We start from the raw sequence: 21,674 nt of genomic DNA, 5'->3' as shown, positions 1-21,674 counted from the left end.
AAGAACCGCCCTCCGGCTGCCTGCAGATACACGCGAATGAAGACGAAACGGCAAATGGTGCAGGCCGGATCTTGCCCGTCCTTCCGCTAAAAAGCTGAAATTAAAAATAAGGCAAAAAAGAGCACTACGCTCTTCTTTGCCTTATTTTTGTGTCCGTCCTTTCTGTTTCAACACCTCGATTGCTATTTTAAAAATAAGCGCCATGATGCATATCAGGAGTACGCCTTTTTCGACACCATAAAAGGTATCGAGGATGCCGATCGGATGATGGACAGATCCCATAAAGTCCCTTGTCATATAAAAATCGATTCCGGCAATGAAGGCATAGAGGACCAGTGCGGCAATGCCGGTTAAAAAAGCGATTTTCATGCGTGCCAATTCCTTTCATATTTTTTTCGAATCGAAACATACTAACAACAAGATATCTTCATCAGTAGTTTGCGCTCCGTTACAAACAGCCATGCACGGGCGAAAAGGAGGATCGGTATGCCATATTGGTGGAAAAAGCAGAGAAACGCTGCAAAAACTGATAACAAAAATGAAAAGAAAAGCGGGGGAGTGCAGAAAACACCTGTGCGCGGAGACGATACGAGCGGGACTGTAACGGATATCCCGTTTTTGACCATGGGCACCGATTTAAAAACGCGCCTCGGGCAGTTGAAAAAAACAACCGGGAACAGTTCCGACATTGTCATCCATCAAATCATGCTTGGAAGCGGCAATGATTTGCCGGCTGCCGTTATTTCCGTCGATGGCCTGGATGATCCGAAAATGATCAATGAAAACCTGCTTGAAGTCTTGATGGGCAATCCGGAAATCGACAAATATTTAAACAGTGAAAATATGCTCGACAGCATTATGAAGCATGTGATTAAAATTGGCGGCGTGAAAAAGGTCATGAATTGGAATGACTTGTTTGAAGAACTGTTGAGCGGCCAGACCATTTTACTGATTGACGGGATATACGGCGGATTAAGCATCAGTACAAGTGGCGGGAAACAGCGGGCGATTGAGGAGCCTTCAACCGAAGTGACGGTTCGCGGGCCGCGTGATGGTTTTACCGAATCGCTACGTGTGAACACCTCATTGATCCGCAAACGGATTAAAGATCCGAATCTGTGGATGGAGAACTTTAAAATCGGGGAAGTGACCCAAACCGATGTTGCACTTATGTACATAAAAGGGATCGTAAACGATAAAGTGCTTGAGGAAGCCCGTAAACGGTTAAACATGATTAAAATCGATGCCATTCTGGACTCGGGCCATATTGAACAGCTTATTGAAGATAAAACGTATACCATTTTCCCGACGATATACCATTCGGAAAGGCCGGATGTGGTGGCGGCCAATTTATTGGAAGGCCGTTTCGCCATTATTGTGGACGGTTCGCCGTTCGTTTTGCTCGCGCCTGCTGTTTTTATCCAATTTTTCCAGTCGGCGGATGACTATTATACACGGTTTGATATTGCGACAGCGCTTCGCTTTTTGCGCGTGCTCAGCTACTTAATCTCGCTTGTCGGGCCTGCTGTCTATGTCGCCATAACCACTTTTCATCAGGAGCTCCTCCCGACCCAGCTTGTTTTTACTCTTGCGGCACAGCGGGAGACGATTCCTTTTCCGGCTGTTGTCGAAGCGATGGGGATGGAGGTTGTATTTGAAATCCTCCGGGAAGCCGGACTCCGCCTGCCGCGCCCGATCGGCCAGACGGTGTCGATTGTCGGGGCGCTTGTCATCGGTCAGGCGGCAGTGCAGGCCGGGATTATTTCGCCCGCAATGGTCATTGTCGTCTCGATTACGGCTATTGCCAGTTTTGCCACCCCGTCTTTTTTCATTGCCATTTCAGCCAGATTATACCGTTTTGTTTTTATGTTTCTGGCGGCCACTTTCGGTTTTTTTGGCATCATTATCGGGATGATTACGCTTGCTGTCCATTTGACCAGCTTGCGGTCATTCGGTGTGCCCTACATGGCGCCGATTACCCCTTTCATCCGTTCCAACTTCGGTGATACGGTGATCCGGGTGCCGATTTGGTCGATGAGCGCCAGGCCGCGGCTCTTCAGCCAGAAAAATATCATCCGCCAGGCCGAAAACCAAAAGCCGATGCCGCCGAAACAAAAAAGTGTGAAAAATGGGGAGCAACCATGAGAAGAAGACGATGGAAAACGGCCGTTGCCCTTTTTATGACATCTTTTTTGCTGGCAGGCTGCTGGAGCCATAAAGAATTAACGGATATTGCTTTTGTAAGCGCCATCGGCATTGACCGGCTTGAAAACGGGAATTATTTGCTGACCTATCAAATTGTCAATTCCTTACATATTCCAAGCGGCATGCAAACAAGCGGCGGGCAGGGCCCCACTGTCACCATCTACCAAACGGAAGGCAAAACGGTTGAGGACGCATTTCTCGCTGCAGGCCGGGAATTTTCGAGGAGGTTATATTTTTCTCATACAAACGTTCTCCTGATTGGCAAAAGCACGGCGGAAAATGGGATTTATCCGATTATTGATATTTTTGACAGAAATAAAGAATTCCGCAATACTGCTTCCGTTCTGATTGCCCGCAACGGCAAGGCAGAGGATGTCCTTAAAGTGCTGACTCCGATTGACAATATTCCTACCAATAAAATCAATAAAACATTGGAATATGCGCAAGAAGATGTCGGCGGGCGGGTAAAAACAGATATTTCAGATCTCCTATATGATCTTACAACGGAAGGAAAAGAAGCAGTAGTAGGAAGCTTCAAGCTGATAGGGGATAAGAAAAAAGGAGAGATGCAGGAAAGCCAGAATCAGACAGAACTGGACGCATACTTAACGAGCGGGGGGATCGGGATCCTAAAGCATGGAAAACTGATTGACTGGGTAGGCGGACAGGATGCGCTTACGATTACATGGCTATTGAAAAAAACAAAAATGACTTCGCTTGATTTAGACTGGGCGCATCATCCAAATGCGCTCGGGCTGCAGGTAAGAAAAACGATTATCGGTATGAAACCGGCCATGAAAAACGGAAAGCCGGAAATGCATATCCACATCAGCCTTGTGGGCCAGCTGCAAGAAATCAATGTACCGCTTGATGTAATGGATTCAAAGGAAATGGCCCGGATTGAAAAAGCATACGAAAAAAATGTGGAGCAGCAAATTAACCATGGCATTCGCCATATGCAGCACGACCAATGTGATGTGTTCGGCTTCGGGGAAATGATTTACCGCCAGTACCCGAAAGAGTGGCACAGTTTAAGGCACCATTGGAATGAAAAGGGCTTTGCCCATTTAAATGTGAAGGTGCATGCAAACGTCGTCATCGCCAATTCTGGAATACGGACAAATCCATTCCATTCAAATTTAAAATAACAGGGCCTGGTGATATATGGAAAAGGCAAAAATTTCCTCGTACCAATTATTTGTGTTAATCTTTATGTTTGAACTTGGCAGTGCCCTTTTGCTGGGAATCGGAAGCGGCGCAAAACAGGATGCATGGCTTGCAATTTTAAGCGGTCTGAGCGTCGGGTTTTTCCTGTTTTACGTTTATTACAAAATATTTTCCTTTTATCCTGGCATTTCGCCGGTCGAATGGTTGCGGGCGATTTACGGAAAAGGTATTGGCTGGTTTTTCGGCTTTGCGATGGGCATTTACTTCCTGTACCTTTCTGCCAGGGTGCTGCGCGACTTTGGAGAAATGCTGATCATATCGGCTTATCCGGAAACACCGCTGTTTATTATCACGATGATTTTGGCTTTGTGCGTCATGTATGCAGTAAAAAAAGGAATGGAAGTGATGGCCAGAACCGGGGAGATCTTTTTTATCTTCTTTTATTTGCTGGCGATTGCGAGTTTCGTATTGATTACTTCATCAGGGCTCGTCAAGCTCAATTATTTGAAACCAGTACTGGAAAACGGGCCCATGCCTGTCCTAAAAACAATGGGGAAGGAGACGATTTATATTCCTTTTGGCGAAACGATTGCGTTTTTGTCCATTTTTCCGCTTGTAGATAAGATAAAAAGTGTAAAAGTAGCCGGGCTGTCAGCTATGTGGCTAAGCGGCACAAATTTGGCGATCTCGATGCTGATCAATATTTGTGTACTTGGCGTGGATGCGATGATGCGATCCCCGTTTCCGCTGCTTGCGACCATCCAGGAAATTCAAATTGCCCATTTTCTGGAGCGGCTGGATGTGTTTTTTATGGTGGCTTTAATCGTTGGCGGGTTTTTTAAAGTGGGGATTTTCTTATATGCGGCTTGTATTACGTTTACGGAGCTGTTCCATGTAAGCAGCTACAGAAAAACAGTCTATCCGCTCGGTGTGATCATGCTGGGCGCATCATCGATGATTGCGTCCTCGTATGCGGAACATATCGATGAGGGCATCAAAGTGGTGCCTGTTCTGCTTCACCTCCCTATACAAGTGGTTTTTCCGGTTGTAACGCTCCTGCTGATTTTGTGGAAAGAGAGGCGCAAGAAAAAGAACAGGCAAAAGCCAGCATCTGCGTAACGCCCAGTCCGGCAGTGCCGGGATGCATACACTAAGAATAGAAAGAGAGGAGGTCATTTGATGTATCCGCATGCACATTACCCGGCACGTTCCCCATTTTTTGCCGGACCGCTTTTGGGCGGTTTTCTCGGAGGCTTGCTTGGCGGGGCACTTGTAAGGCCGCGCCCGTATTTCCCATATCCTCCGGTGCCATACCCGCCGGTTCCGTACGGAGGATATCCGGCATTCCCGTATTATTAAAAAATAACCCCCCTGCTTTTAAGCGGGGGTTATTTTTTCGGGCGGCAGGATCCCGGGGCAATGGACAAGCCGCAAGTTATGACCAGCGCATTTTCATCCGGAGCTCGCAGCAAGGTTCCTGGTTGCCCGCAGCCTTTTGGACAAACTGCAATACAAGGCCGTCCGGTGTATAAAAAACGCGCGGAATATGCTGGATACCGGTTCCCGCCAGCATGCGGCCGACACCAGCTGAATCTGATTTTTGTGCGGCAGACATGAGTTGTCCGGCAAAAGCCGCAGAGCGGGAAATCCGGTTAAGCAAAAGCTGTGCATCTGCCAAGAGTTCGTGCGTCCGCGTGGCCGAATCCATAAATTTTTTCGGGTGGACGGCAGGATATTGGCGGTAAGGCATGGAATAGTATGGAAAGAAGGAAGGAACAACATAATACGGATTGTAGTACAATATTCTCACTTTCTTTCTCAGGTGGGAAACATCATTTTTTACATAGTATGAAAGAAAGGATTGAAAGATGTATGGGCAATCCGGACCGGGGGGAAAGAGATGGAACTGGAACATACAATGATCGGCGCGCTTGGCATAAAACTTGTCCAAATGGAGCCCGGGAAAGTGGTGGCGACCATGCCGGTGAATGAAAAAACGATACAGCCGCTCGGATACCTGCACGGCGGCGCATCCGTCGCACTCGCGGAAACCGCTGCAAGCCTAGGGGCTGCGATGCTGATCGATTTAGAAAAAGAAGTCTGCTTCGGGCTTGAAATCAATGCCAACCATATCCGTTCAAAACGGAACGGCACCGTAACCGCAGTTGCCGAAGCCGTGCACCGGGGCAAAAGTACCCAGGTTTGGGAGATCAAAATCAAAGACGAAGACGAAAACTTAATTTGCCTGTCGCGCTGTACGATTGCGGTCGTACCGAAAAAAAGCTAAAAGTTTCACGGCCCGGCAAGAAAAAGTAAAAACGGCAAGATACCACCAAACTGGTATCTTGCCGTTTTAGCTTTCCCGGACGGTGCGGCGCTGTTCTGATTTTACACTGTAAAGAAGGAGCGCAAATGCGAACAGGAACAAAACTCCGGTTACATAAAACACAGATGAAATGCCGGAGATGACGGATACGTAACCGCCAATCAGCGGTCCTGTTACATTCCCGAGAAACCGGAAACTTTGGTTATAACCGAGCACTTCGCCTTGCATGCTGAGCGGCGCTTCGAGGCGGATAAACGCCACAATGCTCGGGTTCATCCCGCCGATCACCATGCCGAACAAAAACCGCAAAATAATCAGTTGCCATAAATGGCTTACGAGAGCTTGCGGCACCATGAAGGCACAGGCAAGCACAAGCAAAATCAAAAGAATCCTTGCATGCCCGTATTTATCGCCAAGCATGCCCCACTGCCTTGCCAAAAGCAGGTTGCCGAAGCCGGTGGCGGAAAAAGCAAGCCCAGATAAAAATGCAATATTGCCTGAACTTGTCAAATGGCTGACATACAGTGCCAAAAGCGGCTGAACACAAAAGTTCGCCATTTGGATCAAGAGTGCAATCACCATAACAGTAATCAAAATCCGGCGGCTGACAATTTGTTTCACAACAGCGAGGGGAGAAACAGGTTTCCCTTTTCGCCGGGCAGGATCGGCACGTTTTTCTTTAATGCCGAAAACAACGCCAAGCGCGGCAATCGAAATGGCAACGGCTGTAATCATAAAAGTGTATTTAAAACCAAAATTGTCCGCAATCGATCCGCCAATCAGCGGCCCGAATAAGTTTCCGGAAACATTGCCCATTTGCAAAGTGCCGAGCACCTTGCCGGCTTCCTCCTTCGAGGTCTGCTTGGAAATGAGCGCCATGGAAGTCGGGATAAACCCGGTCACGATCCCCATGAAAATCCGGGTCAAAAATAAAGTGGCGACATTGTCCGCAAGCCCCATAAACAACAGGCTCGCGGCAATGCCGAACCCGGTAATAATAAGCGTCGGTTTAAAGCCGTATTTGTCGCCGATGCGCCCCCAGATTGGCGACATAAAAAAAGCAACCAGAAAGGTCACGCCAAAAATATATCCGGCCCAGCGCTGGACATAGCTGTCGCTGAAGTGGCCGAATGTTTGAATATATAACGATAAAAACGGAACGACCATCGTTAAGCTGGCACCTACTAAAAAGTTACAGACGAACATAATATACAAATTGCGTTTTTCCTGGCTCATCAGATGAGAAAATCGCCTCCTTGCGCAATAAAAAAAGATAAAAGTATATAGAGTAAATATTTCGTTGACCTAAATATTATTATAAAACTTATCACCGAAACTTCAACAAAACCAGCTTGTAAAAAAGATGTCCGTTTTTTGACGGAGGAACTTTACCCTTGCATCGTATGCTTGAAACGCACTTTTGTATAGGATGGCCCGCACATCTAGTATATGTTTGAAATCCGAACCCCATTTTGGAAAAGTTTGGATCCCGCCCGTTTTGCCACAAACAGTTCCGGCCGGGCCATGTACGCGCAATTTATCAAGTAAAACGGCAGAGAAATGTTGGATCGTGTTTGAAAGGGAATGATGAAGGAGGATATCCTATCATTTTCAAAGTAAACGAATACAAAGGCATCCGGCTGATTTAAGGCTGGTATATCAGAACATGGAAGGCAAAATCCGGATCCACGGATTTGGGCATCGGCATTTGGCACTGGATATTTACACGCGGCTTACAGGAAGGAAGTAAAAAGAAGCATTCCCCGATTCCCTTTTTGCCGCAGAAAAAAGGGGATATCACGTTTTCCCTAACAGTATCATTGCCCCTGCCATCAGAAAACCCGCTGGGAAAATCATCCAACGGGTGATATGCCATATTCTTTCATCAAACTTTTTAACGCGGCGATGCTTTTCCGGCTGTAAAGTGTGTCCTCTTTTTCAAGCTTTTCCATCAGTTCGCAGACAGCGGTTTTCAGTGACGCGTCATAATCCGGAATCTCGCCGTTGTACGGTTTTGCCGTTTTTCGCTTGTGTTACCCATATCAGGACACATCCCTTCGTTAATATTATATTTCACTAAAGGGTGTCCATGAAACTATACTAGCATCACAATTTTTAAATTGATAGAAGGCTAATCATAGACAATTATAGCTTTTGATTAGCCTAAAACCATTTATTTCCCTGAAACTCTCAAAAGAAATTCACTGACATCATTCTCTGGTCCTTCAAAGCGAACATCCGTATCAATTGCTTCAAAATGCTTGCGGGCAAACTCGATTTTTGCCAGCTCAGTCGGGCGTAAGAATTCTTCAATATCCGTTCCTTTCGTTTCCAATACGAAATACAATTTTTCTTCTCCATCTTTGTTGATGACGGCAGCCCAGTCCGGATTATAGCTGCCAATTGGTGTGTCGATTTTAAACCAATCCGGCAATTTTACATACACTTTAACATGTTCATCAGATTCAAACCGTTTTGCAAATCTTGCTTCAATATCCGAGTCATAAATGACATGGTCATATGGGGATTTCGTACTTTCAACTGCGTTATCATTTAAATAAGCCAGCAGTTCTTCGTTTTGAAAAAGCTCTACTGCATAGTAGTCATCATCCATCTTGTAATATTTAATTCCGTCACGAAGGATCAGCTTCATCTCTTTTTGGATGATTTTCGTGATCTCCTCAATAAACTTTTGTGGGTTGTTTTGAAAATCTCCCAGTCGTTTGCACCCAGTCAATATCCGTACTATTGTTTTTCGTGTTAAGTTTGTACGGTTTTGCAGTTCCGTAATGACATCCGGCAGGGGCTGCTGTACTGTGACATAATTTTCAAATCCCTCTCCGACAACCACCGTTTGCAAACCGGTCACCCTATCTATGGATGAAATGGCGTCTTTTCGACTAATGATCCGGATTTTATCAATTTTTTTCATTTTTTGTATGCTTCTGATTGAATTTTGAATCAATTCTTTGCTATCAAAATCAATAGAATAAACGGTTTTGTATTTGATTTTATCCCACAGTTCAAGAAATGCTTCGCTGTTGATAACCTCTTTATTTAATTTTACATGTTTCTTATTGCTTGCATCCCGTATCGGCAAACTTTCGGTTATGCGTTTTAATTCTTTTAAAATCACCGGCTGCCAAGGTTTGAATGCTTCCGGGATATTGATTTGATAATTGGCAAGCTCTTCTTTTAATGTGGATGTTGCTTTGTCTTTGTCATTGATGTAATCATGGGATTTTAAATATGCATAAAGCTCCTCGGATCGTTCGTAACCTAAAGGTACCGGTTCCTCTGTTTCTGCCTCTTCATACACTAGGCCTGCAAAAGCGTGTTTTTCAATTTTCCCAAATGTTACAGATGTTTCTTCTTCCAATTCAGACTGCAACTTCGCAACAAATTCTTCATAAGATTCATTGGCCATAACCGTTAATGTGTTCACATTGTAATCGGAAACCCGCTCGCCATTTTGGTTAACCGCCAGGCGAAGGCCGCGGCCAATCTCCTGTCTTCTACTTACATATGTGCCGCCCGAATCTTTCAGTGTACAAATTTGAAAGACGTTTGGATTGTCCCAGCCTTCCCGTAAAGCAGAGTGGGAGAATATGAAGCGAAGCGGTTCATCAAAGCTAAGCAAGCGTTCTTTATCCTTCATGATCAGACTGTATACATCCGTATCTGCCTGCGTATTCCCTTTTGTATCTTTTAATTTTCCTTTTTTATCCTGAGCAAAGTAGCCGTTATGGATTTTTTTCACGTCGATATCTACATCAATGTCATTAAACAACGCGCGGTATTTTGGCTTCTGAATTAATTTCCGATATTCTTCTTCAAACATGACCGCATACTTGCCTTTTACCGGATTCCCATCTTTGTCGTAGTCCCGATAATTGGCCACTTTATCGATGAAAAACAGACTTAATACCTTAATGCCCCGAGGATTCAAACGCAGTTCTTTATCCAAATGTTCTTCGATCGTTTTATGAATTTGATATCGTTTGATCGTGTCATCATCGATTTCGCCAAGGGCTTCACCAATTTTCAAAATATTCCCGTTTACTTCTATTGATTCGTTACCTTCTGCCCAATCGATCTGCTCAATACGGTAGTTCCGGTAGATATCCCGCTTACCGGAAATATCATACAGATCATCCCCATACTTCACCGTTTTTGCTGTACGCTTTACTTTTCCGTTCTTATTCACATCTAATTCGACTTTGGCTTTGCGTTCTCTTACTTCAAGCAATTTAATGTACGGTACATTAAAAGACGGTTCCGAACGAATCGACATTACTTCAATTTTTTTAACGAGTTTTTCATTATACGCATCGACAGCATCGAGACGATAAATCATATTATATTTATCTACATGTGTTGCCGAATAGCGCAAGGTGCACATAGGTTGCAGCGATTCAATGGCCTCTTTTGATTTCGGTGTCGTGTCTACACTTTGCGGCTCATCAATGATTACAATCGGGTTTGTCTGTTGAATAAATTCAATTGGGCGATAGCCATTCAGGCGGTCATTAGGACGATGAATAACATTGGCTTTATCTTCTTTTTTTGGATCCTCAAAACTTTTGCGGAATGCATCGATGTTAATGATCATCACCTGAATCGCAGTTGCCGTGGCGAAACTGCGTACGCGGTCAAGTTTTTCCGAGTCGTAAATAAAATATTCAAGTGGCTGTCGGTCATACAGTTCATGAAAATGCTGTTCCGTCATTTGCAGAGATTTATAAACGCCCTCACGGATGGCAACCGATGGAACGACAACCACAAATTTTGTAAACCCATATTTTTTGTTTAACTCATAAATGGTTCGTAAATAAACATATGTTTTACCCGTCCCTGTTTCCATTTCAATTGTAAAATTCATTCCATCTAAAGTTTCACTCTTTGGAAGGCCGTTTCTCATTTGCACTTGCTGAACATTTTTTAAAACTTCATCAGCTGTTAAGTCAAGCCGGTTGCCAATTCCTAAATCCGTTTGAATCATGCCGGCATCTTCACCATAAAAGACGGTAAAATTAGACTGACGGACCGGCTGGCCATTAAAAATTTGGACAACAGAATCAATCGCACGAAGTTGGTAAGCAAGGTCGGATTGAAATTGAAGCTTCATCCTTTACACACTCCTTACGTCCGTGATCCCGTTTTTCTTTAATGTCTGAATGGCATTTGTTTTGACAGAGTCATTCAGAAAACCGGTTTCTTTGAAAATCACTTTTGAATCAAAATCTTCCGGCTTGAGTTCGATGATTTTATAAACCAGATCTAAATCAATTTCATTTTCCAGGCATAACAGGACTGAACCAAACCCGACATTATAAATTGTTTTTTCATTCACTTTTACTTCTTCAATCGGTATAGTAAGCGGAATCCCGATCTTTAATAAAATTTCATACAGTAAATCTTCCTGGGTCCGGTCGAATTTAATGTTATCTTGAAGTTCAAACAGATCCTGCTCAAGATTTGCCGTCTCAGGATCCCATGTTTTCACGTTTGAGGAATCGAGTTTAAATACTTTGAAACCAATGTCTAAATCAGTCTTCCCTGTTTCTTCTACTATTTTATCCCCGGCACGACGGATACGTTCTTTGCCAATTTCGCATATATTTTTGTAACCCGCTTTATAAGCTTCCGATTTTTCATCAGTTAATTCAGGAAGCTGGACCATGATAAATTTGCGCCTACCGTTATCTTTCAGGTTAAAATCCATCAGCGCGTGGGCCGTGGAGGCTGACCCGGAGAAAAAGTCCAGAACAATGCCGTTTTTGTCGTTTTCCAAACCTGCTAAAGTAAAGAGATGCTGTAAAAATTTAATCGGTTTTTTGCCGTTGCGGAACGGCACATCCCCCTCATAGCCGACGTTATTAAAAGTGTCCACCATATCAATAAAATTGGCATACGGCACTTCAATGAAATCTGCTTTATCCAGCGGGACGCCCTGAAAATAAACACCGTTCGTGATTTTTTCGGATAGTGGGCGCATAAAATACCGGTAAGGATAGCGGTCATTGCCCATATCCGGAACTTTGTACAGCCAGCCATAATGATCCGGTATGCCGTCTAAATACTTCATATAAAACCGCCCGCTGCTGTTTCCTTCTTTTAACGAGCCGCGGATGCTGATTCTTTTTAAGTTTTTTTTCGATGCGGGCAGTTTCTCTAATCGATATTGGGCAGGCGTAAAGACCTCCACTTTTTTATTACCCATCTCGATCACTTCAGCCGGAGGTTCCAGCTCTGTAATGGAATAAACATATTCTTCAATAGAAGAATTGTCTTTTTTCTTTTTGAATTGTTTATAACTGCTACTTTTCCTGTAGATTAAACAATACTCAACCACTTCATGGAAGTCTTTATCGCCTTTTAGGATCCGGTCTTCATGCCGTTGTTTAATGGAAAGGGCCGTTAAAAAATTGTCTTCGCCGAACACTTCATTCAGCAGTGATTTGAGGTTTGCAAATTCATTTTCGTCAATGCTTACAAAAATTGCCCCGTTTTCCGCCAATAAATTTCTCGCCAGTTTTAACCGTGGATACATCATATTTAACCAGTCTGTATGATATCTGCCATTTGATTCAGTATTGGACTTTGTAACTTGCTCAGTCACTTCTTTATAATTTTTAATACTATCCCTAAAATCATCTTTATACACAAAGTCATTTCCCGTATTATAGGGTGGATCAATATAGATCATTTTCACTTTCCCAAAATATGACTTCTGTAAAAGCTTTAATACCTCTAAGTTATCCCCCTCAATATAAAGATTTTTTGTCGTATCCCAGTTTTTGCTAGATGCTTTATCAGGACGTAGTGTGCCTGTCGAAGGAGTTTGGGCGAGTTTTAATGCCTGTGCTTTTCCGTGCCAAGTAAACTCGTATTTTTCTTTCGCCGTTTCAATTTCTTCTCCAAGAATAAGTTTTAATTTATCAAAATCAATCTTTCCTTCTGTTACGACTTCGGGAAAAAGCTGTTTTAATTTCTTGATGTTTTCTTGCGTGATATCCAGAGACTTTCCATCAAGTTTCTCCATTTTTTCTTTCACCTACTTTGTTAATTCTCTTTTTAATTTCGTTAATTGCTGTTTCAGTTTCTGAATGTGAATATTTAATTTTACTTTTTTGTTAAATTGCGTTTCTTTTTTTATTTTGCTTTTCAGCGTATGGATTTTTTCATCCAGTTTTTCGATTTCTTGAATTTTTTCCTTGTGCTTCGCCTGCTTTTCATCATTTTTTATCAATTGAAACCGGCCAATTAGATTGGCATATTGAAAAGCTTCAACTGCTCGGTCCAGATCTTTATATGCTTCATAAAAATTAGAGAAATTGATATTGATCAAATGAATAGATTGGATAAAATCTGATTCAAAATCGTTTTCTGCTTCCGGATCAAACCATGGCGTTTTGTGAATCCCCAATAGAACTGTTTTCGTCTTGTCGGTCTTATTAAGCCTCTTCATAGACGAGCTGATAACGATTCTATCATCCATTATGGTGAAAAAGCCGAAAAGAAGCAAAAGAAAACGTTTGGACTTTTTGCCCGGATTTTAGTAAAGTAGACAAGAATAGTGAAACAAATGGAGGTTTCAAACATATGGCAGAAGACACAATGTATCCGCAGCTTCAAGCGGAAGTGCATGAAAACGAAACGGTTGCAGACATGCAGACAAATATGGGCGCCATCACGATCAAGCTGTTTCCGGCCTTTGCGCCGAAAACGGTCGAAAATTTTGTCACGCACAGCAAAAACGGTTATTATGACGGCTTGACGTTCCACCGTGTGATCGACGGGTTCATGATCCAGGGCGGGGACCCGAGCGGAAACGGGACCGGCGGCGAAAGCATCTACGGCGCCCCGTTCGAAGACGAATTTTCAGAGCGGCTTTTCAATTTCCGCGGGGCTTTGTCCATGGCCAACGCCGGCCCGAACACAAACGGCAGCCAGTTTTTCATCGTCCAAAGCAAAACGGTCGATCCCAGCATGAAAGGGCAGATGGAACAGGCGGGTTACCCGGCTGAAGTCGTGGAAGCTTATATGGAAAAAGGCGGGACCCCGTGGCTTGATTTCCGCCACACCGTATTTGGCCAGGTCATTGAAGGCATGGAGGTTGTCGATGAAATCGCCGGCGTCCGGACAGGCCTGCAGGATAAACCGGTGCATGATGTCATCATTGAAAAAATCACCATCCGTTAATCATGGTTCTATGCCGGCCTTCCCTGCGGCTCTTTTCGGAAACCTGACCATCAGCACCGCATGAAAAATGCGGTGCTGTATCCGTTTTCTTTGTGGCTTTCGGCTGTTATGATCGATTAAAAGGGGGAGATACCATTGTTTCCATACCTCATCGGATTTCTGGTTCAATTTCCGCAGGAGAAAAAGTATTATATCCCGGCTTTGATTTCACTTTCATTTTTTGTGCTGCTTGCGGTACTCGTGTTTTTCATTTTCCGGAAAATCAATGAAAAGCAGGTAAAGCAGGCAAAAAAACTGGAAGAAGAAATCATGAAGAAAAATCGCTTTCCACATTCGGAGTAGCGTTTCTTTTTTTATAGGCGGCAGATGCCCGGCGTTTCCGGTAAAAAGGCAGGAAAGGGTGTCATGTTGCTTCCCGATGATTTGTGAACGTTGGATGAAATGAAATAAATGGCTTGTATAACCGGACGGATTCATATATCTTATATGTAAATGATGTAATCTTTTTGTAACATAAACTATTTTATTGGGGTGATCGGCCATAACCAGGAAGAAAAGTCTTCTCATTGGCATCATTGCGGCAGTTGTCATCATTCTTTTAGGCGGTGCCGGCTATTACCAGGCTACCCATTTTAACCCGCATGTCAAAATCAACAGCGTCAAAGTCGGCGGCATGACCACTGAACAGGCGATGGAAAAATTAAAGTCTATGACATTAACAAATAAAGTTTATGTCGGAAACAAAGTTTTGGTGGACGGAAAAGATACAAAGGTCCGTTTTACAGACGGCGATATGGCGAAGGTTAAACGCGTTTTCAAAACCCAGCGCACATGGATTCCGTCTTTTAAAGAGAAAGATTATATGATCATGCCGGGGCGGACGGACCACTACCGCAACGTGACACTGAAGCAGGAAGTTTCCAAAAAACTGGAACAGCAAAATAAAAATCTGCAGGCGCCAAAAGATGCACAGGCTTATATGAAGGACGGAAAAATCGGCGTATCGAAAAGCAAAAACGGCAATCAATACGACATTTCCGCCATGTTAAAGGCATATGACAAGCAAAAATACAACAGTGAAATTCATTTGCGCCCGGTAAAACTTCAGCCGGTCCGGGAAAACAGCAGGATTGTAAAGCAGGAAAAGCAAAAGCTTGAAGAACTCTCAAACAAGACGGTCAACTATCTCCTGCAGGAAAAGAAATACCCGTTCAAGGCAAGCGAACTGGTTCAAAATGCATCCGTCTCCAAAGAAATGAAACTGGCAATTGACCCGTCCGGCATCCAGTCGCGGTTGGAAGAGTTGAACAAGGAGAAATCGACGCTCCATAAAAACTTCAGTTTCAAAACGCATGCGGGCTCCGTCATTTCCGTAAAAGGCCAGTCGTATGGCTGGGCGATCGATACGAAAGCGGAAGCGAAACGGATTGCGGACGCCTTCCAAAACGGCAAGGACACCGTCAAGGCCTACAATATTTACGGCGAAGGGTACAGCACGATCGGCGTCGGCTACCATGTCCTGGCCGAAAACGGGATTGGCGATACGTATGCGGAAGTGTCGATTTCCGACCAGCGCATCTGGATTTATAAGGATGGCAAGCTGAAAGTCACAACCCGGGTTGTAACGGGAAGGCATGACACAAATGAAGATACGCCAAAAGGGGTCTGGTATATCGAATACAAAGAGTCCCCGTCTGTACTGGAGGGCAGTGAAGCGGGCAACCCGAATTATTCCGTCAAGGTAAAATATTGGGCACCTTTCACGCTCGGCGGTGTCGGTTTCCATGATGCGGGCTGGCGGAAGAACTGGGCCATGGACGCCTATCTCCACCACGGCTCCGGCGGATGTGTGAACACGCCGCCAAGTGTCATGAAAACCGTCTATGACAACCTGGAACAGAATGAACCGGTCATCGTTTATTAATGGCGGTGCCGGCTTCTATACGGGCCGGTTACTGTTTTAGATAAAGGGGCTGTCCCTAAAGCCCCTTTATTTGGCTCATAAAATTCATGAAGCTCTTGTGGGCATAGTGACGGAAATTCATAAACGCTTGTATCAAAAAAGGGGGCTCCCATCAGCCGTTTAACGGTTTTTGGGGCAGCCCCTTTTTTACATGGGTTTAAAATTCTTCATAGGTTGCCGGATCCTGCCCAAAAGTCCTGCCGTCCGGGTGGCTTAATCCGGATATGGTGCGCATCTCTTCTTCAGAAAGCGAAAAATCAAAGATGGACAAGTTTTCCAGCTGCCTTTCCGGGGAAGCCGATTTCGGGAGCGGAATGGCGCCAAGCTGTGTATGCCAGCGCAAAATCACTTGCGGAACGGATTTCTGATGGGCCGCAGCAATTTTTTGAATCGCCGGATCTTCAAGCAGATGGTTCGCTCTTCCAAGCGGGCTCCATGATTCCGTTACAATTCCGTGTTCTTCATGCCAGGCGCGCTGCTCCTCCTGTGCGAAATAAGGGTGAAGTTCCACCTGGTTTATGCTCGGCGCAACCCCGGTTTCTTTTATGATCCGTTGCAAATGCTCCGGCAAAAAGTTGGAAACGCCGATCGAGCGGACAAGCCCCCATTTTTGCGCATCGACAAGCGCCTGCCACGCTTCCACATATAAATCTTTGCTTGGGTTCGGCCAGTGGATGAGGTAAAGGTCAAAGTAATCGAGGCCGGACCTGTACAATGATTCCTGAATGGTCTGGACCGCTTCTTTATAAGCATGGTGCCGACCCGGGAGTTTCGAAGTGATGCGCAGCTGTTCACGCGGAACGGAAGAGCGCCGGACCGCTTCGCCGACCGCTCCTTCGTTTTCATAATTAAATGCCGAATCAATCAGGCGGTAACCCGCATCAATGGCGCTTACGATCGCCTGGACGCCTGCCGCCCCGTTCAGTTTGTATGTGCCGAATCCGACGGCCGGAACGGTCATCCCGTCGTTCAGTTTGATTTCAGGAATGGAAATGGACAATTTCTATCGCTCCTTTCGTATTTTGTAATCAGTATACCATTGGCTGGAAAATGCATCCATTTTGATGATTGATCTTGCTGCCTTGGGGCAGAGAAAAACCAGCGTAAAATTTAAACCAGCGGGTTCAGGCGAAAAGATCCAAAACAACAGGCACAGCCCCCCGCGAAACGGCGGGCATGAACCTCCCATGGTGGCTTCGCATTCGCTGGAAAAAAGCAGCCGGCATGAAAAGTACAGCAAAACCAAAGGGGATCTCTGGAAAAATCAATCAATCACCGGAAAGCCGCAAGAAATGGGCGATGGGAGGCGCTCCGGGAGAAACCGGTATCATTTCCGGAAAAGCAATTAAAAAAGCAGCTGCCCAGAGGACAGCTGCCCGTCTTTATTCTGGCCTTACGGAAGTTTGCGCTAAAAATTCTTCGTCATCCGGATTCCTTCCGTACCGTTTCCCGGTGTTCAAAGAAGCGATTTTTTCCATGTCTTCCGGGGTTAACGAGAAATCGAAAATCTCGCTGTTTTCTTTAATCCGGCTCGGGGTCACCGATTTTGGAATGACGACAATGCCTCGTTCCACGTGCCAGCGCAGCACAATTTGCGCCGTGGTTTTGCCGTATTTTTTTCCAAGCTCAACCAAAACAGGCTGCTCAAGCAGGTTGTTTTTGCCCTGGCCGAGCGGGCCCCATGCTTCATGTAAAATATGATGCTGTTTCAGAAATGCATGCAGTTCATTTTGCGGAAATTCCGGATGTGTCTCAATTTGGTTGATCACCGGCACCACTTCGCTATGGGCCAGCAAATCTTCCAAATGGTGGATTTGGAAATTCGATACGCCGATCGCTTTTACTTTGCCTTCATGGTAAAGTTCTTCCATTGCTTTCCATGTTTCAATATATTTCGGTGACGGCCAGTGGATCAAGTAAAGATCCAAATAATCGGTGCCAAGACGGTCGAGGCTCGCCTGGAAAGCGGCTTTTGTTTCTTCATAGCCGTGGTCGTAGTTCCACACTTTCGACGTAATGAAGATTTCTTTCCGGTCTACGCCGCTTTCCCGGATTGCATCGCCGACATATGTTTCATTCCCGTAAATCATCGCAGTATCAATATGGCGGTAGCCGATTTCCAGCGCGGCTTTCACAGCGTTTTTCAACTCATTTTCTTCTTTTACAAGAAAAACGCCGAGGCCGAGTTGCGGGATTTCAACGCCGTTATTGAATGTTAATTTTGGAATCGTTTGAGCCATCCTTCATTCCTTCTTTCGCTTAGATATGTATGTGTATGTTGACTTTAACACAATCAGGCAGAATTTTGCACGCACAAGGACTGTGAGCGCAAGTTTTGACGGTTGGAACACCGGTTTGTTATATTTGGAACGAACTTTTCCGCCATTTACATAGCGGTTCAGGTGCAAAAATATCAGGCGTAAGGAGTGGTTTTGCAATGAATGATTTATTTACCCCGTACAAGCTGAAATCGCTTGAAGTGAAAAACCGTATTGTCATGCCCCCTATGTGCCAATACTCCGTTGAGAAAAAAGATGGCGTTGCCACTGACTGGCATTATGTCCATTACGTCAGCCGTGCCATCGGGGGTGCCGGCCTGATCATTATTGAGATGACCGATGTGGAGCCGGACGGCAGAATTACCGACAACGATCTCGGCTTATGGTCTGATGAACAGATCGCCCCGCTTGCCAAAATTGTGGAAGCGTGCCATCAGTACGGCGCCAAAGTCGGGATTCAAATCGGACATGCCGGCAGAAAAGCACAGGACGCAAAACAGCCGGTTGCCCCTTCCCCTATCCCTTTTGATGACAATGCAAAAACACCGAAGGCATTAACGAAGGAAGAAATCAAAGAAGTCGTCCGCAAATTTGGCGAATCTGTCCGCCGCGCCGTCCAGGCCGGTTTTGACACGATCGAACTCCACGGCGCGCACGGTTATCTGATCCATGAATTCCAGTCGCGCTATACAAACAAACGGTCAGATGAATACGGACAGGATTTGGCATTATTCGGAAAAGAAGTCATCGCCGCTGCCAAAAAAGAAATGCCTGCTGACATGCCGCTTATTATGCGCATTTCAGCCCGTGAATATGTCGATGGCGGGTATGGCATTGAAGAAAGCATTGCATTTTCGAAGGCGTATAAGGAAGCGGGTGTTGACCTGTTTCATATCAGTTCCGGAGGCGAGGGCTCTATCGGTGCAGACGGGCGCCCGGGGACGCACGCTGCTTACCAGGTGCCGCTTGCACGCCGGATCAAAGAGGCTTTAAACGTTCCGGTCATTGCTGTCGGCCGGCTGGAAGACCCGGTTCTTGCCAATGCGGTAATCGGAAACGAAGAAGCAGATCTTGTTGCGGTCGGCAGAGGCATGCTGCGCAACCCGTACTGGGCGCTCGAAGCCGGTATCGTGCTCCGCAAAGACGCAGGTATTCCGGTCCAATATACAAGAGGATTTCCAAAAAGATAAGGAAGGCTGTTTGCAGCGGCCGCCCGTAGAAGTTTCCGAAGCGAACACTTGAAGCCGGTACCGCGCTGGAAAAACGGTCCAATATACAAGGGAATTTCCAAAACGGTAAGGAAGGCTGTTTGCAGCGGCCGCCCGTGCATTCTGGCTGAAAGGATAAAAAGCGAATCCAAAAAACAGGAAAACAGCGCTCTAAACGAGGCGCTGTTTTTTCTCTTTACAGCATACAAAAAACGGGGCCGGAAAACCGGACCCGCAAAAATAAAAAAAGGGGGAATACTTATGATAGTGCGGCTTCCCGAAAGTCGCCCTCACTAAGGAAAGCATTGTAGTATTAGGATAGCCGTTGTGAATGAAATTTAAACCTCTTATAAAATTATTTTTTTCCGAGCGCTTCCAAAAATACGGAAGCGGCTACATCAAGAACAGTGGAGAGTTTTAATATTGTCTGTGTGGTCGGAATTTGTTCCCCGGTTTCGTACTGTTCGAGTGTATGTTTGCCAATCCGGGCTTTCACGGCCAGTTCTTCGATGCTCATCCCGTTTAATTCACGGTAAAATTTCAACTTCTCACCAAAGCTATTCATGAGACGCCCTCCCTTAACGATTATTTTAAATAAAAATACTTCCTTTCCATATTCATTTCTTTATTTTATTGTAGCATATGGGCGGGTGGCAGGCTGAAGCAATTTTTTGAACTTTTTTAACGTCTTTCCGAAAGAAGTCTCCCATCCTCAAGGAATGTGAAGGTGCGAATCGCACCAATGAGTAGGTGGGAGATGAATTTCGGTTGGCTTTAGCCAAAGTTATTTTTCCAATCCTTTTCTCAACAATTCTAAGATTGCGGCTGTTCTAGTTGGAATCCCATTTTCTTTTTGATATTGCTCCAATTTTTCTAATATCGTCTTAGGCATACGAATTTCTACACGTTCTTTCTCTTCTCTCATGATTATCACCTCATATTGATTGTACGGATTTTTTACGATATAATCAATATATACGAAATTTTTCCGCACAAAGTGAGGTGAATTGATATGGCCAAGCAAAACAAAGCTTTCAAGTTTCGTTTGTTACCAAACAAAGAACAATCCGCATTATTAGCTAAGACATTTGGCTGTGTTCGCTTTGTCTACAATAAGATGTTAGCTGAACGCAAAGAAACGTATGAAAAGTTCAAGGATGATAAAGAATCGCTTAAAAAGCAAAAGTTTCCGACTCCTGCAAAATATAAAAGTGAATTTCCATTCCTAAAAGAAGTGGATTCTTTAGCTTTGGCAAATGCACAAATGAACTTACAGACTGCTTATAAGAATTTCTTTGAAGGAAATGCGGATTTTCCAAAGTTCAAAAATCGTAAAGCAAAACAATCCTATACAACTAATATGGTCAACGGAAATATTAAGCTAGAAAATGGTCATATCAAACTGCCAAAAATCAAAAAGCCAATAAAAATGAAACAGCATAGAGAGATACCTGCTGATTATAAAATCAAATCTTGCACTATTTCTAAAACAAAGACAGGCAAGTACTACATTTCAATTTTGACAGAATATGAGAAAGATATTCGTCCAGTTAAAATACAGAAAGTTGTTGGTTTGGATTTTGCTATGGATGGTCTATATGTCGAGAGTGAACAGGGTAAGAAAGCCAATTACCCACGTTACTATCGGCAAGCCTTAGATAAATTAGCAAAAGCACAACGAATTCTTTCTCGAAGAAAGAAAGGTTCTGCACGTTGGAACAAGCAACGACTAGTAGTGGCTAAGTTACATGAGAAAGTGGCGAACCAACGCATGAATTTTCTTCATCATAAGTCAAAAGAATTAGCTTCTAACTTTGATGCTGTCGTGATTGAGGACTTGAACATGAAAGGGATGTCTCAAGCCCTTCACTTTGGGAAAAGCGTTCATGATAACGGCTGGGGAATGTTCACTACTTTCTTAGCGTATAAGCTAAAAGAACAAGGGAAACAACTTGTGAAAATTGATAAGTGGTTTCCCTCCACTAAGAAGTGTTCATGTTGCGGCAAGGAAAAAGAAATGCCATTATCTGAACGTGTATATAAATGTTCTTGCGGCTTTGTATTAGATCGCGATCACAATTCAGCAATCAATATCAAAAATGAGGGATTACGCTTATTAGCGTTATCATAAGTAACAAAACTCTTGGAACAAGAGGGTTAGCTCGGTCAGTTTTCGTTGGCTAGTAAAAGCAACGATAAGTCGAGAAGCCCCCACTTCAATCAAACCGTAAGGTTGATAAGTGGAGGGTAGTTCACACACGGGCACGATAAAAATGATAAATAAAGGTTCCGGGTGCCTGCCGGGGCCAGGCCTGAAAAAT

General features: G+C 44.5%; 20 protein-coding genes and 1 pseudogene. 10 read left to right on the top strand and 11 right to left on the bottom strand.

All coding sequences use genetic code 11. The annotated features are described in order from the left end of the window. Window positions 1-141: 141 nt before the first annotated feature. A complete protein-coding gene (locus NST20_RS11370; protein WP_013860115.1) occupies window positions 142-369 on the bottom strand; it encodes a hypothetical protein in 228 nt (75 codons plus the stop codon). Window positions 370-486: 117 nt separating this feature from the next. Here NST20_RS11370 and NST20_RS11365 point away from each other — a divergent pair, with 117 nt between their 5' ends. The 4 genes from NST20_RS11365 to NST20_RS11350 are packed head-to-tail and all read left to right on the top strand — an operon-like array spanning window position 487 to window position 4,731. Further along, window positions 487-2,145, top strand: coding sequence for a spore germination protein (locus NST20_RS11365; RefSeq protein WP_342399458.1), 1,659 nt, complete (start codon window positions 487-489; stop codon window positions 2,143-2,145). Then, entirely contained in the window at window positions 2,142-3,353 is a 1,212-nt protein-coding gene (locus tag NST20_RS11360) for a Ger(x)C family spore germination protein (RefSeq protein ID WP_342399457.1), read from the top strand. The genes NST20_RS11365 and NST20_RS11360 overlap by 4 nt, the downstream gene beginning before the upstream one ends. Before the next feature lie 16 nt (window positions 3,354-3,369). Beyond that, window positions 3,370-4,491, top strand: coding sequence for a GerAB/ArcD/ProY family transporter (locus tag NST20_RS11355; protein ID WP_342399456.1), 1,122 nt, complete (start codon window positions 3,370-3,372; stop codon window positions 4,489-4,491). 60 nt (window positions 4,492-4,551) lie between these two features. After that, a complete protein-coding gene (locus tag NST20_RS11350; RefSeq protein WP_342399455.1) occupies window positions 4,552-4,731 on the top strand; it encodes a hypothetical protein in 180 nt (59 codons plus the stop codon). 76 nt (window positions 4,732-4,807) lie between these two features. On the opposite strand, the gene NST20_RS11345 is transcribed toward NST20_RS11350, so the two are convergent. Beyond that, entirely contained in the window at window positions 4,808-5,182 is a 375-nt protein-coding gene (locus NST20_RS11345; protein ID WP_342399454.1) for a hypothetical protein, read from the bottom strand. 90 nt (window positions 5,183-5,272) lie between these two features. Between NST20_RS11345 and NST20_RS11340 the strand changes: the two genes are divergently transcribed. Further along, complete coding sequence (locus tag NST20_RS11340) at window positions 5,273-5,659, top strand: hotdog fold thioesterase (protein ID WP_013860109.1); 387 nt, start codon at window positions 5,273-5,275, stop codon at window positions 5,657-5,659. A gap of 66 nt (window positions 5,660-5,725) precedes the next feature. Here NST20_RS11340 and NST20_RS11335 read toward each other — a convergent pair whose 3' ends face one another. From NST20_RS11335 to NST20_RS11315, 5 genes and pseudogenes are all read right to left on the bottom strand, one after another. Then, window positions 5,726-6,934, bottom strand: coding sequence for an MFS transporter (locus NST20_RS11335; RefSeq protein ID WP_013860108.1), 1,209 nt, complete (start codon window positions 6,932-6,934; stop codon window positions 5,726-5,728). A 617-nt stretch (window positions 6,935-7,551) separates the two neighbouring features. Then, a pseudogene (kapB, locus tag NST20_RS11330) lies at window positions 7,552-7,713 on the bottom strand (sporulation phosphorelay system protein KapB); the annotation flags it as partial. 158 nt (window positions 7,714-7,871) lie between these two features. Further along, on the bottom strand, window positions 7,872-10,826 hold the full coding sequence (locus NST20_RS11325) for a DEAD/DEAH box helicase family protein (RefSeq protein WP_029142478.1): 2,955 nt from the start codon (window positions 10,824-10,826) through the stop codon (window positions 7,872-7,874). 3 nt (window positions 10,827-10,829) lie between these two features. Beyond that, complete coding sequence (locus tag NST20_RS11320) at window positions 10,830-12,743, bottom strand: site-specific DNA-methyltransferase (RefSeq protein ID WP_029142479.1); 1,914 nt, start codon at window positions 12,741-12,743, stop codon at window positions 10,830-10,832. A 12-nt stretch (window positions 12,744-12,755) separates the two neighbouring features. Then, entirely contained in the window at window positions 12,756-13,199 is a 444-nt protein-coding gene (locus NST20_RS11315) for a DUF4391 domain-containing protein (RefSeq protein WP_166633712.1), read from the bottom strand. A gap of 104 nt (window positions 13,200-13,303) precedes the next feature. Between NST20_RS11315 and NST20_RS11310 the strand changes: the two genes are divergently transcribed. From NST20_RS11310 to NST20_RS11300, 3 genes are all read left to right on the top strand, one after another. Further along, complete coding sequence (locus NST20_RS11310) at window positions 13,304-13,903, top strand: peptidylprolyl isomerase (RefSeq protein WP_342399453.1); 600 nt, start codon at window positions 13,304-13,306, stop codon at window positions 13,901-13,903. A gap of 135 nt (window positions 13,904-14,038) precedes the next feature. Then, window positions 14,039-14,245 (top strand): hypothetical protein, encoded by a 207-nt coding sequence (locus tag NST20_RS11305; RefSeq protein ID WP_019721417.1) that lies wholly within the window; start codon window positions 14,039-14,041, stop codon window positions 14,243-14,245. A gap of 331 nt (window positions 14,246-14,576) precedes the next feature. Continuing rightward, entirely contained in the window at window positions 14,577-15,827 is a 1,251-nt protein-coding gene (locus NST20_RS11300; protein ID WP_342399452.1) for a L,D-transpeptidase family protein, read from the top strand. 196 nt (window positions 15,828-16,023) lie between these two features. On the opposite strand, the gene NST20_RS11295 is transcribed toward NST20_RS11300, so the two are convergent. Next, window positions 16,024-16,866: an aldo/keto reductase gene (locus NST20_RS11295; protein ID WP_013860102.1), complete on the bottom strand. Its 843-nt coding sequence runs from the start codon at window positions 16,864-16,866 to the stop codon at window positions 16,024-16,026. Window positions 16,867-17,248: 382 nt separating this feature from the next. Next, complete coding sequence (locus tag NST20_RS11290) at window positions 17,249-18,106, bottom strand: aldo/keto reductase (RefSeq protein ID WP_328192122.1); 858 nt, start codon at window positions 18,104-18,106, stop codon at window positions 17,249-17,251. Window positions 18,107-18,303: 197 nt separating this feature from the next. On the opposite strand from NST20_RS11290, the gene NST20_RS11285 reads away from it, so the two are divergent. Continuing rightward, on the top strand, window positions 18,304-19,335 hold the full coding sequence (locus tag NST20_RS11285; RefSeq protein WP_342399451.1) for an NADH:flavin oxidoreductase/NADH oxidase: 1,032 nt from the start codon (window positions 18,304-18,306) through the stop codon (window positions 19,333-19,335). A gap of 373 nt (window positions 19,336-19,708) precedes the next feature. Here the strand turns inward: NST20_RS11285 and NST20_RS11280 are convergent, their stop codons facing one another. Both NST20_RS11280 and NST20_RS11275 read right to left on the bottom strand, forming a co-directional pair. Continuing rightward, window positions 19,709-19,918 (bottom strand): helix-turn-helix transcriptional regulator, encoded by a 210-nt coding sequence (locus NST20_RS11280; RefSeq protein ID WP_019721420.1) that lies wholly within the window; start codon window positions 19,916-19,918, stop codon window positions 19,709-19,711. A 219-nt stretch (window positions 19,919-20,137) separates the two neighbouring features. Further along, window positions 20,138-20,278, bottom strand: coding sequence for a ribbon-helix-helix protein, CopG family (locus tag NST20_RS11275; protein ID WP_003352379.1), 141 nt, complete (start codon window positions 20,276-20,278; stop codon window positions 20,138-20,140). Window positions 20,279-20,365: 87 nt separating this feature from the next. On the opposite strand from NST20_RS11275, the gene NST20_RS11270 reads away from it, so the two are divergent. Then, window positions 20,366-21,484 (top strand): RNA-guided endonuclease TnpB family protein, encoded by a 1,119-nt coding sequence (locus NST20_RS11270; protein WP_195854872.1) that lies wholly within the window; start codon window positions 20,366-20,368, stop codon window positions 21,482-21,484. The last annotated feature ends 190 nt before the right edge of the window (window positions 21,485-21,674 follow it).

Origin of the sequence: Weizmannia sp. FSL W8-0676 (assembly GCF_038593015.1) — a bacterium.
Lineage (GTDB): Bacteria > Bacillota > Bacilli > Bacillales > Bacillaceae_C > Weizmannia > Weizmannia coagulans.
This window is presented reverse-complemented; position numbering and strand designations above follow the sequence as displayed.

What these genes read in the sequence shown, in the direction of transcription:
- NST20_RS11370 (WP_013860115.1), bottom strand. Translation starts at nt 369, where the DNA reads ATGAAAATCGCTTTTTTAACCGGCATTGCCGCACTGGTCCTCTATGCC.
- NST20_RS11365 (WP_342399458.1), top strand. Translation starts at nt 487, where the DNA reads ATGCCATATTGGTGGAAAAAGCAGAGAAACGCTGCAAAAACTGATAAC.
- NST20_RS11360 (WP_342399457.1), top strand. Translation starts at nt 2,142, where the DNA reads ATGAGAAGAAGACGATGGAAAACGGCCGTTGCCCTTTTTATGACATCT.
- NST20_RS11355 (WP_342399456.1), top strand. Translation starts at nt 3,370, where the DNA reads ATGGAAAAGGCAAAAATTTCCTCGTACCAATTATTTGTGTTAATCTTT.
- NST20_RS11350 (WP_342399455.1), top strand. Translation starts at nt 4,552, where the DNA reads ATGTATCCGCATGCACATTACCCGGCACGTTCCCCATTTTTTGCCGGA.
- NST20_RS11340 (WP_013860109.1), top strand. Translation starts at nt 5,273, where the DNA reads ATGGAACTGGAACATACAATGATCGGCGCGCTTGGCATAAAACTTGTC.
- NST20_RS11335 (WP_013860108.1), bottom strand. Translation starts at nt 6,934, where the DNA reads ATGAGCCAGGAAAAACGCAATTTGTATATTATGTTCGTCTGTAACTTT.
- NST20_RS11325 (WP_029142478.1), bottom strand. Translation starts at nt 10,826, where the DNA reads ATGAAGCTTCAATTTCAATCCGACCTTGCTTACCAACTTCGTGCGATT.
- NST20_RS11320 (WP_029142479.1), bottom strand. Translation starts at nt 12,743, where the DNA reads ATGGAGAAACTTGATGGAAAGTCTCTGGATATCACGCAAGAAAACATC.
- NST20_RS11315 (WP_166633712.1), bottom strand. Translation starts at nt 13,199, where the DNA reads ATGGATGATAGAATCGTTATCAGCTCGTCTATGAAGAGGCTTAATAAG.
- NST20_RS11310 (WP_342399453.1), top strand. Translation starts at nt 13,304, where the DNA reads ATGGCAGAAGACACAATGTATCCGCAGCTTCAAGCGGAAGTGCATGAA.
- NST20_RS11300 (WP_342399452.1), top strand. Translation starts at nt 14,577, where the DNA reads ATGACCACTGAACAGGCGATGGAAAAATTAAAGTCTATGACATTAACA.
- NST20_RS11290 (WP_328192122.1), bottom strand. Translation starts at nt 18,106, where the DNA reads ATGGCTCAAACGATTCCAAAATTAACATTCAATAACGGCGTTGAAATC.
- NST20_RS11285 (WP_342399451.1), top strand. Translation starts at nt 18,304, where the DNA reads ATGAATGATTTATTTACCCCGTACAAGCTGAAATCGCTTGAAGTGAAA.
- NST20_RS11280 (WP_019721420.1), bottom strand. Translation starts at nt 19,918, where the DNA reads ATGAATAGCTTTGGTGAGAAGTTGAAATTTTACCGTGAATTAAACGGG.
- NST20_RS11275 (WP_003352379.1), bottom strand. Translation starts at nt 20,278, where the DNA reads ATGAGAGAAGAGAAAGAACGTGTAGAAATTCGTATGCCTAAGACGATA.
- NST20_RS11270 (WP_195854872.1), top strand. Translation starts at nt 20,366, where the DNA reads ATGGCCAAGCAAAACAAAGCTTTCAAGTTTCGTTTGTTACCAAACAAA.